Origin of the sequence: Streptomyces azureus (assembly GCF_001270025.1) — a bacterium.
Taxonomy (GTDB): domain Bacteria; phylum Actinomycetota; class Actinomycetes; order Streptomycetales; family Streptomycetaceae; genus Streptomyces; species Streptomyces azureus.
The window spans coordinates 230,127-249,233 of sequence record NZ_DF968533.1; the positions used below are offsets into that span (position 1 = coordinate 230,127).

Consider the following 19,107-nt stretch of genomic DNA (forward strand, 5'->3'; position numbering starts at 1 on the left):
CGCTGCGCGGAACGAGAGGCACGCACGAGGCTGCCGGGAGGACGGTGCGCGCGTCCGGGGCGGGTACCCGAAACGGATTTGGGCGAACGGCGGCGGAGCGTGTAATGTCTTCATCGCTCGCCCCAATAGCTCAGTCGGCAGAGCGTCTCCATGGTAAGGAGAAGGTCAACGGTTCGATTCCGTTTTGGGGCTCTGGTGTGAACGGTTCCCGTCGCGAGGCGGGGCCCGACCACATCAAAGCGGTGTAGCTCAGTCGGTAGAGCAAGCGGCTCATAATCGCTGTGTCACCGGTTCAAGTCCGGTCACCGCTACTCTAAGTAGCCGATTGCGGGGTCGGTCCTTCGATCGGCTACTCTTCTTGCGTTAAACAGTCCATCCGTTCGTCTTAGGAGCACTCACGTGGCTGCCACCGACGTCCGCCCGAAGATCACGCTGGCCTGCGTGGAGTGCAAGGAGCGGAACTACATCACCAAGAAGAACCGGCGTAACAACCCGGACCGTCTTGAGATGAAGAAGCACTGCCCGCGTTGCAACGCGCACACCGCGCACCGCGAAACGCGATAAAAACAGGCTCGTACGCGAGGCCGTTCCCGAGTGATCGGGGGCGGCCTCGCGTCGTTGAATGACCCGAATCGTTCAGTAGCGCAACCAGGAGGTGCCGGGCCATGGCGCTCGACCAGTCCTTCGTGGGGCGGACGTACCCGCCCACCGAGCCCTACGAGGTGGGCCGGGAGAAGATCCGTGAGTTCGCCGAGGCGGTCGGGGACACCAACCCGGTGTACACGGACGCGGATGCCGCCAAGGCGCTCGGCCACCCCGACGTGATCGCGCCGCCGACCTTCGTCTTCTCCATCACCTTCAGGGCCGCCGGGCAGGTCGTCCAGGACCCCCAGCTCGGCCTGGACTACAGCCGCGTCGTGCACGGCGACCAGAAGTTCGCCTACCGCCGCCCGGTCCGCGCCGGCGACCGGCTCACGGTCACCTCCACCATCGAGGCGATCAAGTCCCTCGCGGGCAACGACATCCTGGACATCCGCGGCGAGGTCCACGACGAGGCCGGCGAGCACGTCGTGACCGCCTGGACCAAGCTCGTGGCCCGCGCGGCCGAGGAGGCGTGAGCGATCCCATGACGGCGAAGATCTCCTACTCCGACGTCGAGGTCGGCACGGAACTGCCCGCGCAGACCTTCCCCGTGACCCGCGCGACCCTCGTCCAGTACGCGGGCGCCTCCGGCGACTTCAACCCGATCCACTGGAACGAGAAGTTCGCCAAGGAGGTCGGCCTTCCGGACGTCATCGCGCACGGCATGTTCACCATGGCCGAGGCGATCCGCGTGGTCACCGACTGGGTCGGCGACCCGGGCGCGGTCGTCGAGTACGGCGTCCGCTTCACCAAGCCCGTCGTCGTCCCGAACGACGACCAGGGCGCCGTGATCGAGGTCGGCGGCAAGGTCGCGGCCAAGCTCGACGACAACACGGTCCGAGTGGACCTCACGGCGATGAGCGCCGGGCAGAAGGTGCTGGGCATGTCGCGTGCGGTCGTGCGGCTGGCCTGAGGTGGCAGCTGCCGGATAGGGGGCGCTCTCCATTGCGGGGCGCGCCCCTTACTCGTACGCAGGTACGGGCGTCACTCGTACGGACTCACCGGCATCCACTCCCGAACGGGGGCCGCACCCATGCGTGCCGGAGCCTGTCAGTGCCGTCTCGTACTCTTGAGCCCGTGCAGGAACTCCACGACGCCCCCCTCGCCCCGCTGACCACCTTCCGGCTGGGCGGCCCCGCGACCCGGCTGGTCACCGCGACGACGGACGACGAGGTGATCGCCGTCGTCCGCGAAGCCGACGAGGCGGGCACCCCGCTGCTGCTCATCGGCGGCGGCTCGAACCTGGTCATCGGCGACAAGGGCTTCGAGGGCACCGCCCTCGTCATCGCCACCAAGGGCTACTCCCTCGACGGCACGAGACTGGAGCTGGCCGCCGGCGAGGTGTGGACCGACGCCGTCGCCCGCACGGTCGAGGCGGGTCTGGCCGGCATCGAGTGCCTGGCCGGCATCCCCGGCTCGGCGGGCGCGACCCCCATCCAGAACGTCGGGGCGTACGGCCAGGAGGTCTCCTCGACGATCACCGAGGTCGTCGCCTACGACCGCCGGACCGGTGAGACGGTCACCCTGGCCAACGAGGACTGCGCCTTCTCCTACCGCCACAGCCGCTTCAAGTCGGACCCGGAGCGATACGTGGTCCTGCGCGTCCGCTTCTCCCTGGACGACGCCGACGGCCTCTCCGCCCCCCTCAGGTACGCCGAGACGGCCCGCGCCCTCGGTGTCGGACCCGGCGACCGCGTCCCGCTCGCATCGGCCCGCGACACGGTGCTCAAGCTGCGCTCCGGCAAGGGCATGGTCCTGGACCCCGAGGACCACGACACGTGGTCGGCCGGGTCCTTCTTCACCAACCCGATCCTCACGGACGCCGACTTCGCGACGTTCCGCGCACGTGTGCGTGAGCGCCTCGGCGAGGGCGTGGAGCCGCCCGCGTACCCCGCGGGTGAGGGCTGCACCAAGACGTCCGCGGCCTGGCTGATCGACAAGGCGGGCTTCACGAAGGGCTACGGCGACGGGCCGGCCCGCATCTCCACGAAGCACACCCTGGCCCTCACCAACCGGGGTACCGCGACCACGGAGGACCTGCTCGCCCTGGCCCGCGAGGTCGTGGCCGGTGTCCGCGAGGCCTTCGGGATCACGCTGGTCAACGAGCCGGTGACGGTAGGCGTGAGTCTGTAGGCACCCGGCCTGGGTGCCGCTGCCGGGTGGGTCCGCAGCCCGGCGGAACGGGGTGCCGCTGCGCCCACCCGTGCCGCCCTTAGCTGCACGATTGCCCGCAGCGGCGGCCGACGGCGGCTGAGCACCCGCAGGCGCCGCACGCAGCTGCGGCCGACGGCAGCTGAGCACCCGCAGGCGCTACGACGCCAGCCAGTCGTCCACCCCGGCCAGCAGTTTCGCCTTCACGTCCTCCGGCGCCGCCGACCCCCGTACCGACTGCCGAGCCACCTCCGCCAGCTCGGCATCCGTGAAGCCGTGATGCCGCCGCGCGATCTCGTACTGCGCGGCAAGACGCGACCCGAACAGCAACGGGTCGTCCGCGCCCAGCGCCAGCGGCACCCCCGCCTCGAACAGCGTCCGCAGCGGCACGTCCTCCGGCTTCTCGTACACCCCCAGCGCCACGTTCGACGCCGGGCACACCTCACAGGTCACCTGCCGGTCCGCCAGCCGCTTCATCAGCCGGGGGTCCTCCGCGGCCCGCACTCCGTGCCCGACCCGGTTCGCCCCGAGGTCGTCCAGACAGTCCCGCACCGACGACGGCCCCGCCAGCTCGCCCCCGTGCGGCGTCGACAACAGCCCGGCCTCCCGCGCGATCCCGAACGCCCGGTCGAAGTCCCGTGCCATGCCCCGCCGCTCGTCGTTCGACAGCCCGAACCCGACGACCCCCCGGTCCGCGTACCGCACCGCCAGCCGCGCCAGGGTGCGCGCGTCCAGCGGGTGCTTCATCCGGTTCGCCGCGACCAGCACCCGCATACCGAGCCCGGTCTCCCGCGACGTCGTCTCCACCGCGTCCAGGATGACCTCCAGCGCCGGGATCAACCCGCCCAGCCGCGGCGCGTACGACGTCGGATCGACCTGGATCTCCAGCCACCCCGACCCGTCCCGCAGATCTTCCTCCGCGGCTTCCCGCACCAGCCGCTGGATGTCCTCCGGCTCCTGCAGACACGAGCGCGCCGCGTCGTACAGCCGCTGAAAGCGGAACCAGCCCCGCTCGTCCGTCGCCCGCAGTCTCGGCGGCTCCCCGCCGACCAGAGCCTCGGTCAGCGCGTCGGGCAGGCGCACCCCGTGCTTGTCGGCCAGTTCCAGCACGGTCGTGGGCCGCATCGACCCGGTGAAGTGCAGATGCAGATGGGCTTTCGGCAGTTCAGAGACATCACGTACACGCTCCATTCCAGGATCCTGCCGTACGCCCCAGCCGTCCCGGAAGCTGTTTCCCCTTTCGTGGTCTTGCTCGCACAAACAAATGGGGCACATGCCGAATCCGGTATGTGCCCCAGGCCGGGAGGCCGACGAAGCGGACGTCAGTCCTTGGCCTCCGCCAGCAGCTTCTGCATCCGGCTCACGCCCTCGACGAGATCCTCGTCACCGAGCGCGTACGACAGCCGCAGATACCCGGGCGTACCGAACGCCTCGCCCGGCACCACCGCGACCTCGGCCTCCTCGAGGATCAGCGCGGCCAGCTCGACCGTGTCCTTGGGCCGCCGGCCCCGGATCTCCTTGCCGACCAGCGCCTTCACCGACGGGTACGCGTAGAACGCGCCCTCCGGCTCCGGGCACACCACGCCGTCGATCTCGTTGAGCATCCGCACCATGGTCTTGCGGCGCCGGTCGAAGGCCTCGCGCATCTTCTCCACGGCGACCAGGTCACCGGAGACGGCGGCCAGCGCGGCGGCCTGGGCGACGTTGGACACGTTCGACGTGGCGTGCGACTGGAGGTTCGTCGCGGCCTTGATCACGTCCTTCGGGCCGATGATCCACCCGACCCGCCAGCCGGTCATCGCGTACGTCTTCGCGACACCGTTCACCACGACGCACTTGTCGCGCAGCTCGGGCAGCACCGCCGGCAGCGACACGGCGGAGGCGTCGCCGTAGACCAGGTGCTCGTAGATCTCGTCGGTCATCACCCACAGCCCGTGCTCGACGGCCCAGCGGCCGATCGCCTCGGTCTCCTGCTCGCTGTAGACCGCGCCGGTCGGGTTCGACGGGGAGACGAACAGGACGACCTTCGTCTTCTCCGTGCGGGCCGCCTCCAGCTGCTCGACGGACACCCGGTAGCCGGTGGTCTCGTCGGCGACGACCTCCACCGGGACACCCCCGGCCAGCCGGATCGACTCCGGGTACGTCGTCCAGTACGGCGCGGGCACGATGACCTCGTCACCCGGGTCGAGGATCGCGGCGAAGGCCTCGTAGATGGCCTGCTTGCCACCGTTGGTGACGAGGATCTGCGACGCGTCGACCTCGTAGCCGGAGTCGCGCAGCGTCTTCGCGGCGATCGCGGCCTTCAGCTCGGGCAGGCCGCCGGCCGGCGTGTAGCGGTGGAACTTCGGGTTCTTGCAGGCCTCGATCGCGGCCTCGACGATGTAGTCCGGGGTCGGGAAGTCGGGTTCACCGGCGCCGAAGCCGATCACCGGCCGCCCGGCGGCCTTGAGGGCCTTGGCCTTGGCGTCCACGGCGAGGGTGGCGGACTCGGAGATCGCGCCGACTCGGGCGGAGACCCGGCGCTCGGTGGGAGGGGTTGCAGGGCTCATGAGCCCCATCGTTTCAGACAGGAAACGTGGGCGGCACCGGGTTTCACAGACTGAACAACGCCGGGCAAACCCCAGAACAACAGTCCGGATCGACCGCCCGGCCTGGGCGATCTTCAGCTGGAGCCCGTTCGTCCGCACCCCGCTCCGCAGGCGATCTTCCGCCAACGAGGCCTCTCCGGAGCCCTTTCTGTTCGACGACCGGCCGCGGACCACGTACACTCTCACCTCGTTGGCCTTCAGCAGGCCGCGCCCGTTCGGTGCACACCAAGCATCCGGACGGATGCGGTACGTTGGGGGACACACAAAGGGTCGTAGCTCAATTGGTAGAGCACTGGTCTCCAAAACCAGCGGTTGGGGGTTCAAGTCCCTCCGGCCCTGCTACACACACCTTCGCCAGGATGTGTGCGCATGTACGTACAGCAATGCACCGCCGTGCGGCTCAGACCGGGCGCGGCACGGCCACGACCCGGAATCAGGTGAGGACGAGTGACGGACGCCGTGGGCTCCATCGACATGCCTGATGCCCAGGACGAAGCGCCGGAGTCCAGGAAGACCCGCAAGGGTGGCAAGCGCGGCAAGAAGGGCCCGCTGAAGCGGCTTGCCCTCTTCTACCGCCAGATCGTCGCGGAGCTGCGCAAGGTCGTCTGGCCGACCCGCAACCAGCTCACGACTTACACGACCGTGGTGATCATCTTCGTGGTCATCATGATCGGCCTGGTCACCGTGATTGACTATGGACTCAGCAACGCCGCCAAGTACGTGTTCGGCTGATCCACCAGCGAAGAGCGCCGAGGTACCCGGCGCTCCTTTCGCATGTTCCACCCCTATGTATCCAGGAAGAAGCAGCCACCGTGTCTGACCCGAACGTGAACGACGCCATCGAGCCTGTCGAGTCCGTCGAGGACGAGCTCGACACCGTCGAGGGCGCGGACAGCGAGGACACCGAGGCCTCCGCCGAGGTCGAGGCTGCCGACGCCGTCGCGGACGACGCCGCCGAGGCGGAGACCGAGGCCGACGAAGAGGCCACGGAAGAAGCGGAAGAACTCGAGGAAGAGCCCGAGGACGACCGCGACCCGATCGAGAAGCTCCGCGAGGAACTGCGGGTCCTGCCCGGCGAGTGGTACGTCATCCACACCTACGCCGGCTACGAGAACCGCGTGAAGACCAACCTGGAGCAGCGCGCCGTCTCGCTGAACGTCGAGGACTACATCTTCCAGGCCGAGGTGCCGCAGGAAGAGGTCGTCCAGATCAAGAACGGCGACCGCAAGACGATCAAGCAGAACAAGCTCCCGGGCTACGTCCTCGTCCGCATGGACCTGACGAACGAGTCCTGGGGCGTCGTCCGCAACACCCCCGGTGTCACCGGCTTCGTGGGCAACGCCTACGACCCGTACCCGCTGACGCTGGACGAGATCGTCAAGATGCTCGCCCCCGAGGCCGAGGAGAAGGCCGCCCGCGAGGCAGCCGAGGCCGAGGGCAAGCCGGCTCCGCAGCGCAAGGTCGAGGTCCAGGTGCTGGACTTCGAGGTCGGCGACTCGGTCACCGTCACCGACGGCCCGTTCGCCACGCTCCAGGCGACCATCAACGAGATCAACCCGGACTCGAAGAAGGTCAAGGGCCTCGTGGAGATCTTCGGCCGCGAGACGCCGGTCGAGCTCTCCTTCGACCAGATCCAGAAGAACTAGCAGTCACCCAGCTTCCGAACAGGTCAGGCGGGCCTCGCGGCCCGTCTGACCTGCTCGGTTTTTGGCCGCGCATGGATACCCGTTATCGTTGTGCGGTATGCCTCCATCCGGATGATCCGGATCGGAGGCTGGAAAACTCTCACTAGGACCCGGAGAGAGCAATGCCTCCCAAGAAGAAGAAGGTCACGGGGCTCATCAAGCTCCAGATCCAGGCCGGTGCCGCCAACCCGGCCCCGCCGGTCGGCCCCGCGCTGGGTCAGCACGGCGTGAACATCATGGAGTTCTGCAAGGCCTACAACGCCGCGACCGAGTCGCAGCGTGGCTGGGTGATCCCGGTGGAGATCACGGTCTACGAGGACCGTTCCTTCACCTTCATCACCAAGACCCCGCCGGCCGCGAAGATGATCCTCAAGGCCGCGGGCGTGGAGAAGGGCTCCGGCGAGCCGCACAAGACCAAGGTCGCGAAGATCACGCGTGACCAGGTCCGCGAGATCGCCACCACCAAGATGCCCGACCTCAACGCCAACAACCTGGACGCCGCCGAGAAGATCATCGCCGGCACCGCCCGTTCCATGGGCGTCACGGTCGAAGGCTGAGCCCCAACCCCATCAGCAGAAGTGGCAGGGCCTGCTCGGCCCGGACCACGACTCCTAAGAATCCACAGGAGCAGTAGTGAGCAAGCGCAGCAAGTCCCTTCGCGCTGCGGACGCCAAGATCGACCGGGAGAAGCTCTACGCCCCGCTCGAGGCCGTCCGTCTCGCCAAGGAGACCTCCACGACCAAGTTCGACGGCACCGTCGAGGTCGCCTTCCGTCTGGGTGTCGACCCGCGCAAGGCCGACCAGATGGTCCGTGGCACCGTGAACCTCCCGCACGGCACCGGTAAGACCGCCCGGGTCCTGGTCTTCGCGACCGGCGACCGTGCCGAGGCCGCGCGTGCCGCAGGTGCCGACATCGTCGGCGCCGACGAGCTGATCGACGAGGTGTCGAAGGGCCGTCTGGACTTCGACGCCGTCGTCGCCACCCCGGACCTCATGGGCAAGGTCGGCCGCCTCGGCCGCGTGCTCGGTCCGCGTGGTCTGATGCCGAACCCGAAGACCGGCACCGTCACCCCCGACGTCGCCAAGGCCGTCACCGAGATCAAGGGCGGCAAGATCGAGTTCCGTGTCGACAAGCACGCGAACCTGCACTTCATCATCGGCAAGTCGTCCTTCGACGACACCAAGCTGGTGGAGAACTACGGCGCCGCGCTGGAGGAGATCCTCCGTCTGAAGCCGTCCGCCGCCAAGGGCCGGTACATCAAGAAGGCCGCCATCACCACCACGATGGGCCCCGGCATTCCTGTCGACCCGAACCGCACCCGCAACCTCCTCGTCGAGGAGGACCCGGCCGCGGTCTGAGCCTGACGGCTCGCCCAACCGGTCACGGGCCCCGCACCTCTCACAGGTGCGGGGCCCGTTCCCTTTTCCGGTACGTACGCCGGTGGCCTGGGTTAACGTGCGGGAACCGGATGCGAACGGGGGACGTATGCAGGGCAGGACCGTGCGCCGCGTGAGCCTGGTGCTCGCGGCGGCGACCGCGCTGACAGGGGTGGCCGCCTGCACGTCTCCGGACTCCTCCGACGGCCCGGGCAAGGACGACCGCGCCGCCCACGGCAGGTCCGTCGAAGCCCTGCGCTCCGCCGAGCGCGCCACCCGGCGGGCCGCGTCCGCCCGGGTCGAGTCCACGACGACCATGGGCTCGCTGATGTCCATGACCGCCGACGGCATTCTCGGCTGGAGCGACGGCATCACCGGCACCCTGACCATCACGTGCACCGGCGGCACCCTGGCCGACACCATGCGCCGGCTCGGCAGCACCTCCATGGAGGCCCGCTACCTGCCCGACGCCTACTACGCGCGCATGGGTGAGAAGTTCGCCGAGCAGACCGGCGGCAAGCACTGGATCCGGTACGCCTACGAGGACCTGGAAGCCCTCGCCGGGGGCTCCGGCGCCCACCTCGGCGACCAGATGCGCACCACCACGCCGAACCAGTCCGTGAAGCTCCTGCTGGCCTCCGGGGACGTCCGGAAGGTCGGCGAGGAGTCCGTGCGCGGTCGGCCCGCCACGCACTACTCAGGCACCGTGGCCGCCGCGGACGTCACCGACGCCGCCCTGAAGAAGCAGCTCACCGAGGCCGGCGTCACCACCGAGACCGTCGACATCTGGATCGACGAGCGGAACCTGCTGGTCAAGAAGGTGGAGAAGGCGCGGATGACCACGGGCCAGATGACCCAGACCGCGCACTACGGCGACTATGGCGTGCGGGTCCGGGCCCAGCGGCCCCCATCGTCCGACACCGGGGACTTCGAGGACCTCATGCGGAAGCGGGCCGGTACGTCCTGAGGTCCCCGAGAATCCGCATAGATCACTTGTGCCCCTCTGGGACAGGCTAGGCGGCCACGCGCGAGCAGCGCGAGAAGAGCATCAAGCAGTACGAGAAGCTGGGCGTCGAAAGCTCACGATGGACATGTGGGTCGACGGCGACGACCGCACCAAGCAGTTCCGGATGAAGGGCGCGGCCGACAAGGGTCCGCTCGACATGACCATCACCTTCCTCGACTGCAACAAGCCGGTGAACGTCACGGCCCCGCCGGCCAAGGACATCGCCGACCTCGCCGACCTGTTCAAGGAACTCGATGCGAGCTGATCCGTCGTACGGGCGGATTTGCTTGACGGCGATCCGTTCCCGTACTCTCCTACAGAAGCCAAAGACCGCTGGTCGTTACCGCGCGCTCGGATGAGGGCGTGGTGGCCGAAGGATCCGCTGAACGGCGGACGACCCGCGCAGGTGACACTTGGAGAAGCTCCCGGAGTCCGCCGCCCCGTGCGTGCGTGCAACCGGTCGAGCTACGCCCCGTGCGCCTGCGCCGGGGCGTTTCGTTTTCCCCAGTCCTCCTTCGGGTCCGCGCGGTCCGAATCACCCGGAAGGAGGCCGAGGCTCATGGCGAGGCCTGACAAGGTCGATGCCGTCGAGGAGATGCGGGACAAGTTCCGCAACTCCAACGGCGCCGTCATCACCGCGTACACCGGTCTCACCGTGGCGCAGCTCCAGCAGCTGCGTCGTTCACTCGGTGAGAACGCTAACTACCGTGTGGCAAAGAACACGCTGACCAAGATTGCGGCCAACGCGGCCGGGATCAACGAGATCGACGACCTCTTCACGGGTTCGTCGGCCGTCGCCTTCGTGACCGGTGACCCGGTCGAGGCGGCAAAGGGTCTCCGTGACTTCGCCAAGGACAACCCCAGCCTGGTCATCAAGGGCGGCGTCCTTGACGGCAAGGTGTTGTCCGCCGATGAGATCAAGAAGCTTGCGGACCTCGAGTCCCGCGAGGTTCTGCTCTCCAAGCTGGCCGGTGCCATGAAGGGCAAGCAGTCCCAGGCTGCCTCTGTCTTCCAGGCGCTGCCGTCGAAGCTCGTCCGCACCGTGGACGCGCTCCGTGCCAAGCAGGACGAGCAGGGCGGTGCCGAGTAACTCGGCTCGCATCCCGGTCGCCGCTGCCTGAACGCGGAGGCCGTAGCGGGCCAGACGTACGCCCGCCTCACATGTACATCCGGCACCTGCCGAATTAGTGGAAGGACCGCCAATCATGGCGAAGCTCAGCCAGGAAGACCTGCTCGCGCAGTTCGAGGAGATGACCCTCATCGAGCTCTCCGAGTTCGTGAAGGCGTTCGAGGAGAAGTTCGACGTCACCGCTGCCGCCGCCGCGGTCGCCGTTGCGGGCCCGGCCCAGGGTGGCCCGGCTGCCCCGGCCGAGGAGGAGAAGGACGAGTTCGACGTCGTCCTCACCGGCGCCGGCGACAAGAAGATCCAGGTCATCAAGGTCGTGCGTGAGCTGACCTCCCTGGGCCTGAAGGAGGCCAAGGACCTGGTCGACGGTGCGCCGAAGCCGGTTCTGGAGAAGGTCAACAAGGAGGCCGCCGACAAGGCGAAGGAGTCCCTCGAGGGCGCCGGTGCCTCCGTCGAGGTCAAGTAAGACCTCCCGGATCCGCCAGGATCCACAACACGTCCCAGTGGGCGTGTAACGCGTAAGCGCCGATGAGCGATCATCCATCCGGGTGGTCGCTCTTCGGCGTTTCCGGGGTCCGGCCACGGTTGCCTTGCACCCTCTGTGGCGGGGGGTATGGTGATCTTCGTCGTGTCTCTGGGCCGGCCCCGGATCGGGCAGTGGGGCCTTGACGAACCGCACGCAGCGCGCAATTCTCAGGACGCGTCGTCACAAGGATCCGAATCCGAGGTATGGATCGGCGACGAAGAGGGCAGTATCAACGTGCGTTGAGGGCAGCGCCGTGTCGCAGGAGTGGAACAACGAGGGTGAACACGGGTTTCAGAACCCGGACTGGACATCAGTGTGCCGTGTGGCTACACTGACCCTTTGCGCTGCCTGTTAGCTGTCCCCTGCCCGTCACCAGGGGTCTGCCCTCGCCCGAGCATCGACGACAAGACCTGTCCGACCTGGCTTTTCGGCCGGATCGACATAGCTTGTCTCCGTGTACGGGAGAGGGGCCGGTACGCGCGTAGTGAGTCCGAGCCCTCGGAAGGACCCCCTCTTGGCCGCCTCGCGCAACGCCTCGACCGCGAATACGAACAACGCCGCCAGCACTGCCCCGCTGCGCATCTCTTTTGCAAAGATCAAGGAGCCTCTTGAGGTTCCGAACCTGCTCGCGCTGCAGACCGAGAGCTTCGACTGGCTGCTCGGCAACACCGCCTGGCAGAGTCGGGTCGAGGAGGCTCTCGAGAACGGTCAGGACGTCCCCACCAAGTCCGGGCTCGAGGAGATCTTCGAGGAGATCTCCCCGATCGAGGACTTCAGCGGGTCGATGTCGCTGACCTTCCGCGACCACCGCTTCGAGCCGCCGAAGAACTCGATCGACGAGTGCAAGGAGCGCGACTTCACGTACGCGGCCCCGCTCTTCGTCACCGCCGAGTTCACGAACAACGAGACCGGCGAGATCAAGTCCCAGACCGTCTTCATGGGCGACTTCCCGCTCATGACGAACAAGGGCACCTTCGTCATCAACGGCACCGAGCGTGTCGTGGTGTCGCAGCTCGTCCGTTCGCCCGGTGTCTACTTCGACTCCTCCATCGACAAGACGTCCGACAAGGACATCTTCTCCGCCAAGATCATCCCGTCCCGGGGTGCCTGGCTGGAGATGGAGATCGACAAGCGCGACATGGTCGGTGTCCGCATCGACCGCAAGCGCAAGCAGTCCGTCACCGTCCTGCTCAAGGCGCTCGGCTGGACCACCGAGCAGATCCTCGAGGAGTTCGGCGAGTACGAGTCCATGCGCGCCACCCTGGAGAAGGACCACACCCAGGGCCAGGACGACGCGCTGCTCGACATCTACCGCAAGCTGCGCCCGGGCGAGCCCCCCACGCGTGAGGCCGCGCAGACGCTGCTCGAGAACCTCTACTTCAACCCCAAGCGCTACGACCTGGCCAAGGTCGGCCGCTACAAGGTCAACAAGAAGCTGGGTACGGACACCCCGCTGGACGCCGGGATCCTGACCGTCGAGGACATCATCGCGACGATCAAGTACCTGGTGAAGCTGCACGCCGGCGAGACCGAGACGGTCGGTGACAACGGCACGTCCGTGGTCGTCGAGACCGACGACATCGACCACTTCGGCAACCGCCGCCTGCGCAGCGTCGGCGAGCTCATCCAGAACCAGGTCCGTACGGGTCTGGCGCGTATGGAGCGTGTCGTCCGCGAGCGGATGACGACCCAGGACGTCGAGGCGATCACGCCGCAGACCCTGATCAACATCCGGCCGGTCGTCGCCTCCATCAAGGAGTTCTTCGGCACCAGCCAGCTGTCCCAGTTCATGGACCAGAACAACCCGCTGTCGGGTCTGACGCACAAGCGGCGTCTGTCCGCGCTCGGCCCGGGTGGTCTGTCCCGTGAGCGGGCCGGCTTCGAGGTCCGTGACGTGCACCCCTCGCACTACGGCCGCATGTGCCCGATCGAGACCCCTGAAGGCCCGAACATCGGTCTGATCGGCTCGCTCGCCACCTACGGCCGCGTGAACGCGTTCGGTTTCGTCGAGACCCCGTACCGCAAGGTGTTCGAGGGCCAGGTCACCGACCAGGTCGACTACCTCACGGCCGACGAGGAGGACCGCTTCGTCATCGCGCAGGCCAACGCGCCGCTGACGGACGAACTCCGCTTCGCCGAGGCCCGCGTGCTGGTCCGCCGTAAGGGCGGCGAGGTCGACTACGTCGGCGGCGAAGACGTGGACTACATGGACGTCTCGCCGCGCCAGATGGTGTCGGTCGCGACCGCCATGATCCCCTTCCTGGAGCACGACGACGCCAACCGTGCCCTCATGGGCGCGAACATGATGCGCCAGGCCGTTCCGCTGATCCAGGCGGAGTCCCCGCTCGTCGGCACCGGCATGGAGTACCGCTCCGCGGTCGACGCCGGCGACGTGGTCAAGGCCGAGAAGGCCGGTGTGGTCCAGGAGGTCTCCGCGGACTACATCACCACCGCCAACGACGACGGCACGTACATCACGTACCGCCTGGCGAAGTTCGCCCGCTCCAACCAGGGCACCTCGGTCAACCAGAAGGTCATCGTCGCCGAGGGCGACCGGATCATCGAGGGCCAGGTCCTCGCCGACGGTCCGGCCACCCAGCAGGGCGAGATGGCGCTGGGCAAGAACCTGCTCGTGGCGTTCATGCCGTGGGAGGGTCACAACTACGAGGACGCGATCATCCTGTCGCAGCGCCTCGTGCAGGACGACGTCCTCTCCTCGATCCACATCGAGGAGCACGAGGTCGACGCCCGTGACACCAAGCTCGGCCCCGAGGAGATCACCCGGGACATCCCGAACGTCTCCGAGGAGGTCCTCGCCGACCTCGACGAGCGCGGCATCATCCGTATCGGTGCCGAGGTCATCGCCGGTGACATCCTCGTCGGCAAGGTCACGCCCAAGGGTGAGACCGAGCTGACGCCCGAGGAGCGCCTGCTGCGCGCGATCTTCGGTGAGAAGGCCCGTGAGGTCCGTGACACCTCGCTGAAGGTGCCGCACGGCGAGACCGGCAAGGTCATCGGTGTGCGCGTCTTCGACCGCGAGGAGGGCGACGAGCTTCCCCCCGGTGTGAACCAGCTGGTGCGCGTCTACGTCGCGCAGAAGCGCAAGATCACCGACGGTGACAAGCTCGCAGGCCGTCACGGCAACAAGGGCGTCATCTCCAAGATCCTGCCGATCGAGGACATGCCGTTCCTGGAGGACGGCACCCCGGTCGACATCATCCTCAACCCGCTCGGTGTCCCGTCCCGAATGAACCCGGGACAGGTGCTGGAGATCCACCTCGGCTGGCTCGCCAGCCAGGGCTGGGACGTCTCCGGTCTCGCCGACGAGTGGGCGCAGCGTCTCCAGGCCATCGACGCCGACCAGGTCCCGCCGCGGACCAACGTCGCGACGCCGGTCTTCGACGGTGCCCGTGAGGACGAGCTCGCCGGCCTGCTGGAGCACACCATCCCGAACCGCGACGGCGAGCGCATGGTGCTCCCGTCCGGCAAGGCGCGGCTGTTCGACGGCCGCTCCGGTGAGCCGTTCCCGGAGCCGATCTCGGTCGGCTACATGTACATCCTGAAGCTCCACCACCTGGTCGACGACAAGCTGCACGCCCGGTCGACCGGTCCGTACTCGATGATCACCCAGCAGCCGCTGGGTGGTAAGGCCCAGTTCGGTGGCCAGCGCTTCGGTGAGATGGAGGTGTGGGCGCTGGAGGCTTACGGCGCCGCGTACGCCCTCCAGGAGCTGCTGACCATCAAGTCCGACGACGTCACCGGCCGCGTGAAGGTCTACGAGGCCATCGTCAAGGGCGAGAACATTCCCGAGCCCGGCATCCCCGAGTCCTTCAAGGTGCTCATCAAGGAGATGCAGTCCCTGTGCCTCAACGTGGAGGTGCTGTCCTCGGACGGCATGTCCATCGAGATGCGCGACACCGACGAGGACGTCTTCCGCGCTGCGGAGGAGCTTGGCATCGACCTGTCCCGGCGTGAGCCGAGCAGCGTCGAAGAGGTCTGACGGGAGTTCGGCGGCCTTCGTCATGAAGGCCGCCGGCCCCAGGACCCCCGTATCAGACCCCATGACTTACAACCCTGAGAGGGATTGACGCATAGTGCTCGACGTCAACTTCTTCGACGAGCTCCGGATCGGTCTGGCTACCGCTGACGACATCCGTCAGTGGAGCCACGGCGAGGTCAAGAAGCCCGAGACGATCAACTACCGCACGCTCAAGCCCGAAAAGGACGGACTCTTCTGCGAGAAGATCTTCGGTCCGACCCGGGACTGGGAGTGCTACTGCGGCAAGTACAAGCGTGTCCGCTTCAAGGGCATCATCTGTGAGCGCTGTGGCGTCGAGGTCACGCGCGCCAAGGTGCGCCGTGAGCGGATGGGCCACATCGAGCTCGCCGCGCCCGTCACGCACATCTGGTACTTCAAGGGCGTCCCGTCGCGGCTGGGTTACCTGCTCGACCTCGCCCCGAAGGACCTGGAGAAGGTCATCTACTTCGCGGCGTACATGATCACGTACGTCGACGAGGAGCGCCGTACGCGCGACCTGCCCTCGCTGGAGGCCCACGTCTCCGTCGAGCGTCAGCAGATCGAGCAGCGCCGCGACGCCGACCTGGAGGCCCGCGCCAAGAAGCTCGAGACCGACCTGGCCGAGCTGGAGGCCGAGGGCGCCAAGGCCGACGTGCGCCGCAAGGTGCGCGAGGGTGCCGAGCGCGAGATGAAGCAGCTGCGTGACCGTGCGCAGCGCGAGATCGACCGGCTCGACGAGGTGTGGACCCGGTTCAAGAACCTCAAGGTCCAGGACCTGGAGGGCGACGAGCTGCTCTACCGCGAGCTGCGTGACCGCTTCGGCACGTACTTCGACGGCTCGATGGGTGCCGCGGCGCTGCAGAAGCGCCTGGAGTCCTTCGACCTCGACGAGGAGGCCGAGCGCCTCCGCGAGATCATCCGGACCGGCAAGGGCCAGAAGAAGACCCGTGCGCTCAAGCGACTGAAGGTCGTCTCCGCGTTCCTGCAGACGTCCAACAGCCCCAAGGGCATGGTGCTGGACTGCGTGCCGGTCATCCCGCCGGACCTGCGTCCGATGGTGCAGCTGGACGGTGGCCGCTTCGCGACCTCCGACCTGAACGACCTGTACCGCCGTGTGATCAACCGGAACAACCGACTGAAGCGCCTTCTCGACCTCGGTGCGCCCGAGATCATCGTGAACAACGAGAAGCGCATGCTCCAGGAGGCCGTCGACGCGCTGTTCGACAACGGCCGCCGCGGTCGCCCGGTCACCGGTCCCGGTAACCGCCCGCTGAAGTCCCTCAGCGACATGCTGAAGGGTAAGCAGGGCCGCTTCCGTCAGAACCTGCTCGGTAAGCGTGTGGACTACTCCGCGCGTTCCGTGATCGTCGTCGGTCCGCAGCTGAAGCTGCACCAGTGCGGTCTGCCGAAGGCGATGGCGCTGGAGCTCTTCAAGCCGTTCGTGATGAAGCGCCTGGTCGACCTGAACCACGCGCAGAACATCAAGAGCGCCAAGCGCATGGTCGAGCGCGGCCGCACGGTCGTGTACGACGTGCTGGAAGAGGTCATCGCGGAGCACCCGGTTCTGCTGAACCGTGCGCCCACGCTGCACCGCCTCGGCATCCAGGCCTTCGAGCCGCAGCTGGTCGAGGGCAAGGCCATCCAGATCCACCCGCTCGTCTGCACCGCGTTCAACGCGGACTTCGACGGTGACCAGATGGCCGTGCACCTGCCGCTGTCCGCGGAGGCGCAGGCCGAGGCCCGCATCCTGATGCTGTCCTCGAACAACATCCTCAAGCCGGCCGACGGCCGTCCGGTGACGATGCCGACCCAGGACATGGTCCTCGGTCTGTTCTTCCTCACCACCGACGGCGAGATGCGCGAGCTCAAGGGCGAGGGCCGTTCCTTCGCCTCGGTCGCCGAGGCGATCATGGCCTTCGACGCGGGCGAGCTGTCGCTCCAGTCGAGGATCGACGTCCGCTTCCCGGTCGGCACCATCCCGCCGCGCGGCTGGACCCCGCCGGCGCGTGAGGAGGGCGAGCCCGAGTGGCAGCAGGGTGACAGCTTCCGGCTGAACACCACCCTGGGCCGTGCGCTCTTCAACGAGCTGCTGCCCGAGGACTACCCGTTCGTCGACTACGAGGTCGGCAAGAAGCAGCTCTCCGAGATCGTCAACGACCTCGCCGAGCGCTACCCGAAGGTCATCGTGGCGGCGACGCTCGACAACCTGAAGGCGTCCGGCTTCTTCTGGGCGACCCGCTCCGGCGTGACCGTGGCCATCTCCGACGTCGTCGTTCCCGAGGCGAAGAAGGAGATCGTCAAGGGCTACGAGGCGCAGGACGAGAAGGTCCAGAAGCAGTACGAGCGCGGTCTGATCACCAAGGACGAGCGCACGCAGGAGCTCATCGCGATCTGGACCAAGGCGACCAACGAGGTCGCCGAGGCGATGAACGACAACTTCCCGAAGACCAACCCGATCTTCATGATGGTGAACTCGGGTGCACGAGGCAACATGATGCAGATGCGTCAGATCGCCGGTATGCGTGGTCTGGTGTCGAACGCGAAGAACGAGACGATCCCGCGTCCGATCAAGGCGTCGTTCCGTGAGGGCCTGTCCGTGCTGGAGTACTTCATCTCCACGCACGGTGCCCGTAAGGGTCTGGCGGACACCGCTCTGCGTACCGCCGACTCGGGTTACCTCACCCGTCGTCTGGTCGACGTCTCCCAGGACGTCATCATTCGCGAGGAGGACTGCGGCACCGAGCGCGGTCTGCGTCTTCAGATCGCGAGCCGGAACGCCGAGGGCACGCTGCTCAAGGCGGAGGACGTCGAGACGTCCGTGTACGCGCGCTGCCTCGCCGAGGACATCGTGGTCGACGGCAAGGTGCTGGCCCCGGCCGGTACCGACCTCGGCGACGTGCTCATCGACGAGCTGGTCCGCCACGGCGTCGAGGAGGTCAAGACCCGCTCGGTCCTGACCTGCGAGTCCGCCGTCGGCACCTGCGCGATGTGCTACGGCCGTTCGCTGGCCACCGGCAAGCTGGTCGACATCGGTGAGGCGGTCGGCATCATCGCCGCCCAGTCCATCGGTGAGCCCGGCACCCAGCTGACGATGCGTACCTTCCACACCGGTGGTGTGGCCGGTGACGACATCACCCAGGGTCTGCCGCGTGTCGTCGAGCTCTTCGAGGCCCGTACCCCGAAGGGTGTCGCCCCGATCTCCGAGGCCTCCGGCCGCGTCCGGATCGAGGAGACCGAGAAGACCAAGAAGATCGTCGTCACCCCGGACGACGGCAGCGACGAGATGGCCTACCCGATCTCGAAGCGTGCCCGTCTGATGGTCAGCGAGGGCGAGCACGTCGAGGTGGGCCAGAAGCTCACCGTGGGTGCCACCAACCCGCACGACGTGCTGCGCATCCTGGGCCAGCGTGCCGTCCAGGTCCACCTGGTCGGCGAGGTCCAGAAGGTCTACAACTCGCAGGGTGTGTCGATCCACGACAAGCACATCGAGATCATCATCCGGCAGATGCTCCGCCGCGTGACGATCATCGAGTCCGGCGACGCCGAGCTGCTGCCCGGCGAGCTGGTCGAGCGCTCGAAGTTCGAGACCGAGAACCGTCGTGTGGTCCAGGAGGGCGGTCACCCGGCCTCCGGTCGTCCGCAGCTGATGGGTATCACCAAGGCCTCGCTGGCGACGGAATCCTGGCTGTCGGCCGCCTCCTTCCAGGAGACGACCCGAGTCCTGACGGACGCGGCGATCAACGCCAAGTCCGACAGCCTCATCGGCCTCAAGGAGAACGTCATCATCGGTAAGCTCATCCCGGCCGGTACGGGTCTGTCCCGCTACCGCAACATCCGGGTCGAGCCGACCGAGGAGGCCAAGGCCGCGATGTACTCGGCCGTCGGCTACGACGACATCGACTACTCGCCGTTCGGCACGGGCTCCGGCCAGGCCGTGCCGCTGGAGGACTACGACTACGGTCCGTACAACCAGTAAGGCGTACGTCAG

The 19,107-nt window shown here is 67.4% G+C and carries 15 protein-coding genes, 3 tRNA genes and 1 pseudogene; 17 read left to right on the top strand and 2 right to left on the bottom strand.

All coding sequences use genetic code 11. The features are described from left to right. Positions 1 to 119 precede the first annotated feature (119 nt). From AOQ53_RS39000 to AOQ53_RS39025, 6 genes are all read left to right on the top strand, one after another. A tRNA-Thr gene (locus AOQ53_RS39000) sits at positions 120 to 192 on the top strand. Positions 193 to 238: 46 nt separating this feature from the next. Further along, positions 239 to 311: transfer RNA gene (locus AOQ53_RS39005), tRNA-Met, on the top strand. An 88-nt stretch (positions 312 to 399) separates the two neighbouring features. Further along, positions 400 to 564, top strand: a complete 165-nt coding sequence (gene rpmG / locus AOQ53_RS39010) for a 50S ribosomal protein L33 (protein WP_003948671.1) — start codon at positions 400 to 402, stop codon at positions 562 to 564. A 101-nt stretch (positions 565 to 665) separates the two neighbouring features. Next, positions 666 to 1,118 (top strand): MaoC family dehydratase N-terminal domain-containing protein, encoded by a 453-nt coding sequence (locus tag AOQ53_RS39015; protein WP_059424764.1) that lies wholly within the window; start codon positions 666 to 668, stop codon positions 1,116 to 1,118. A gap of 8 nt (positions 1,119 to 1,126) precedes the next feature. Then, on the top strand, positions 1,127 to 1,555 hold the full coding sequence (locus AOQ53_RS39020; protein WP_059424767.1) for a MaoC family dehydratase: 429 nt from the start codon (positions 1,127 to 1,129) through the stop codon (positions 1,553 to 1,555). Between the two features lie 164 nt (positions 1,556 to 1,719). Next, positions 1,720 to 2,775: a UDP-N-acetylmuramate dehydrogenase gene (locus tag AOQ53_RS39025; protein ID WP_059424769.1), complete on the top strand. Its 1,056-nt coding sequence runs from the start codon at positions 1,720 to 1,722 to the stop codon at positions 2,773 to 2,775. Between the two features lie 177 nt (positions 2,776 to 2,952). Here AOQ53_RS39025 and AOQ53_RS39030 read toward each other — a convergent pair whose 3' ends face one another. Together AOQ53_RS39030 and AOQ53_RS39035 are read right to left on the bottom strand one after the other, a co-directional pair. Beyond that, entirely contained in the window at positions 2,953 to 3,984 is a 1,032-nt protein-coding gene (locus AOQ53_RS39030; RefSeq protein WP_059424771.1) for an adenosine deaminase, read from the bottom strand. Positions 3,985 to 4,115: 131 nt separating this feature from the next. After that, positions 4,116 to 5,342 carry a pyridoxal phosphate-dependent aminotransferase gene (locus tag AOQ53_RS39035; RefSeq protein ID WP_059424772.1) on the bottom strand — a complete coding sequence of 409 codons (1,227 nt, stop codon included), beginning with the start codon at positions 5,340 to 5,342 and terminating at the stop codon, positions 4,116 to 4,118. 305 nt (positions 5,343 to 5,647) lie between these two features. On the opposite strand from AOQ53_RS39035, the gene AOQ53_RS39040 reads away from it, so the two are divergent. The 11 genes and pseudogenes from AOQ53_RS39040 to AOQ53_RS39090 all read left to right on the top strand — a co-directional run bounded on the left by AOQ53_RS39040 (position 5,648) and on the right by AOQ53_RS39090 (position 19,095). Further along, a tRNA-Trp gene (locus tag AOQ53_RS39040) sits at positions 5,648 to 5,720 on the top strand. Positions 5,721 to 5,828: 108 nt separating this feature from the next. Then, complete coding sequence (secE, locus tag AOQ53_RS39045; RefSeq protein ID WP_059424774.1) at positions 5,829 to 6,113, top strand: preprotein translocase subunit SecE; 285 nt, start codon at positions 5,829 to 5,831, stop codon at positions 6,111 to 6,113. A gap of 80 nt (positions 6,114 to 6,193) precedes the next feature. Continuing rightward, on the top strand, positions 6,194 to 7,027 hold the full coding sequence (gene nusG / locus AOQ53_RS39050; RefSeq protein ID WP_059424776.1) for a transcription termination/antitermination protein NusG: 834 nt from the start codon (positions 6,194 to 6,196) through the stop codon (positions 7,025 to 7,027). A 161-nt stretch (positions 7,028 to 7,188) separates the two neighbouring features. Continuing rightward, entirely contained in the window at positions 7,189 to 7,623 is a 435-nt protein-coding gene (gene rplK / locus AOQ53_RS39055; protein ID WP_059424778.1) for a 50S ribosomal protein L11, read from the top strand. A 76-nt stretch (positions 7,624 to 7,699) separates the two neighbouring features. Next, positions 7,700 to 8,425, top strand: a complete 726-nt coding sequence (gene rplA / locus AOQ53_RS39060) for a 50S ribosomal protein L1 (protein ID WP_010036794.1) — start codon at positions 7,700 to 7,702, stop codon at positions 8,423 to 8,425. A 127-nt stretch (positions 8,426 to 8,552) separates the two neighbouring features. After that, complete coding sequence (locus tag AOQ53_RS39065) at positions 8,553 to 9,410, top strand: hypothetical protein (RefSeq protein WP_059424780.1); 858 nt, start codon at positions 8,553 to 8,555, stop codon at positions 9,408 to 9,410. A gap of 53 nt (positions 9,411 to 9,463) precedes the next feature. Then, positions 9,464 to 9,714, top strand: a pseudogene (locus AOQ53_RS39070) (DUF1396 domain-containing protein); the annotation flags it as partial. Positions 9,715 to 10,008: 294 nt separating this feature from the next. Beyond that, a complete protein-coding gene (gene rplJ / locus AOQ53_RS39075) occupies positions 10,009 to 10,539 on the top strand; it encodes a 50S ribosomal protein L10 (protein ID WP_059424783.1) in 531 nt (176 codons plus the stop codon). Positions 10,540 to 10,654: 115 nt separating this feature from the next. After that, positions 10,655 to 11,041 (top strand): 50S ribosomal protein L7/L12, encoded by a 387-nt coding sequence (rplL, locus tag AOQ53_RS39080; protein ID WP_059424784.1) that lies wholly within the window; start codon positions 10,655 to 10,657, stop codon positions 11,039 to 11,041. A gap of 574 nt (positions 11,042 to 11,615) precedes the next feature. Further along, positions 11,616 to 15,101 (top strand): DNA-directed RNA polymerase subunit beta, encoded by a 3,486-nt coding sequence (gene rpoB, locus AOQ53_RS39085; protein WP_059424785.1) that lies wholly within the window; start codon positions 11,616 to 11,618, stop codon positions 15,099 to 15,101. Between the two features lie 94 nt (positions 15,102 to 15,195). Next, positions 15,196 to 19,095 (top strand): DNA-directed RNA polymerase subunit beta', encoded by a 3,900-nt coding sequence (locus tag AOQ53_RS39090; protein ID WP_059424787.1) that lies wholly within the window; start codon positions 15,196 to 15,198, stop codon positions 19,093 to 19,095. Positions 19,096 to 19,107: the final 12 nt, after the last annotated feature.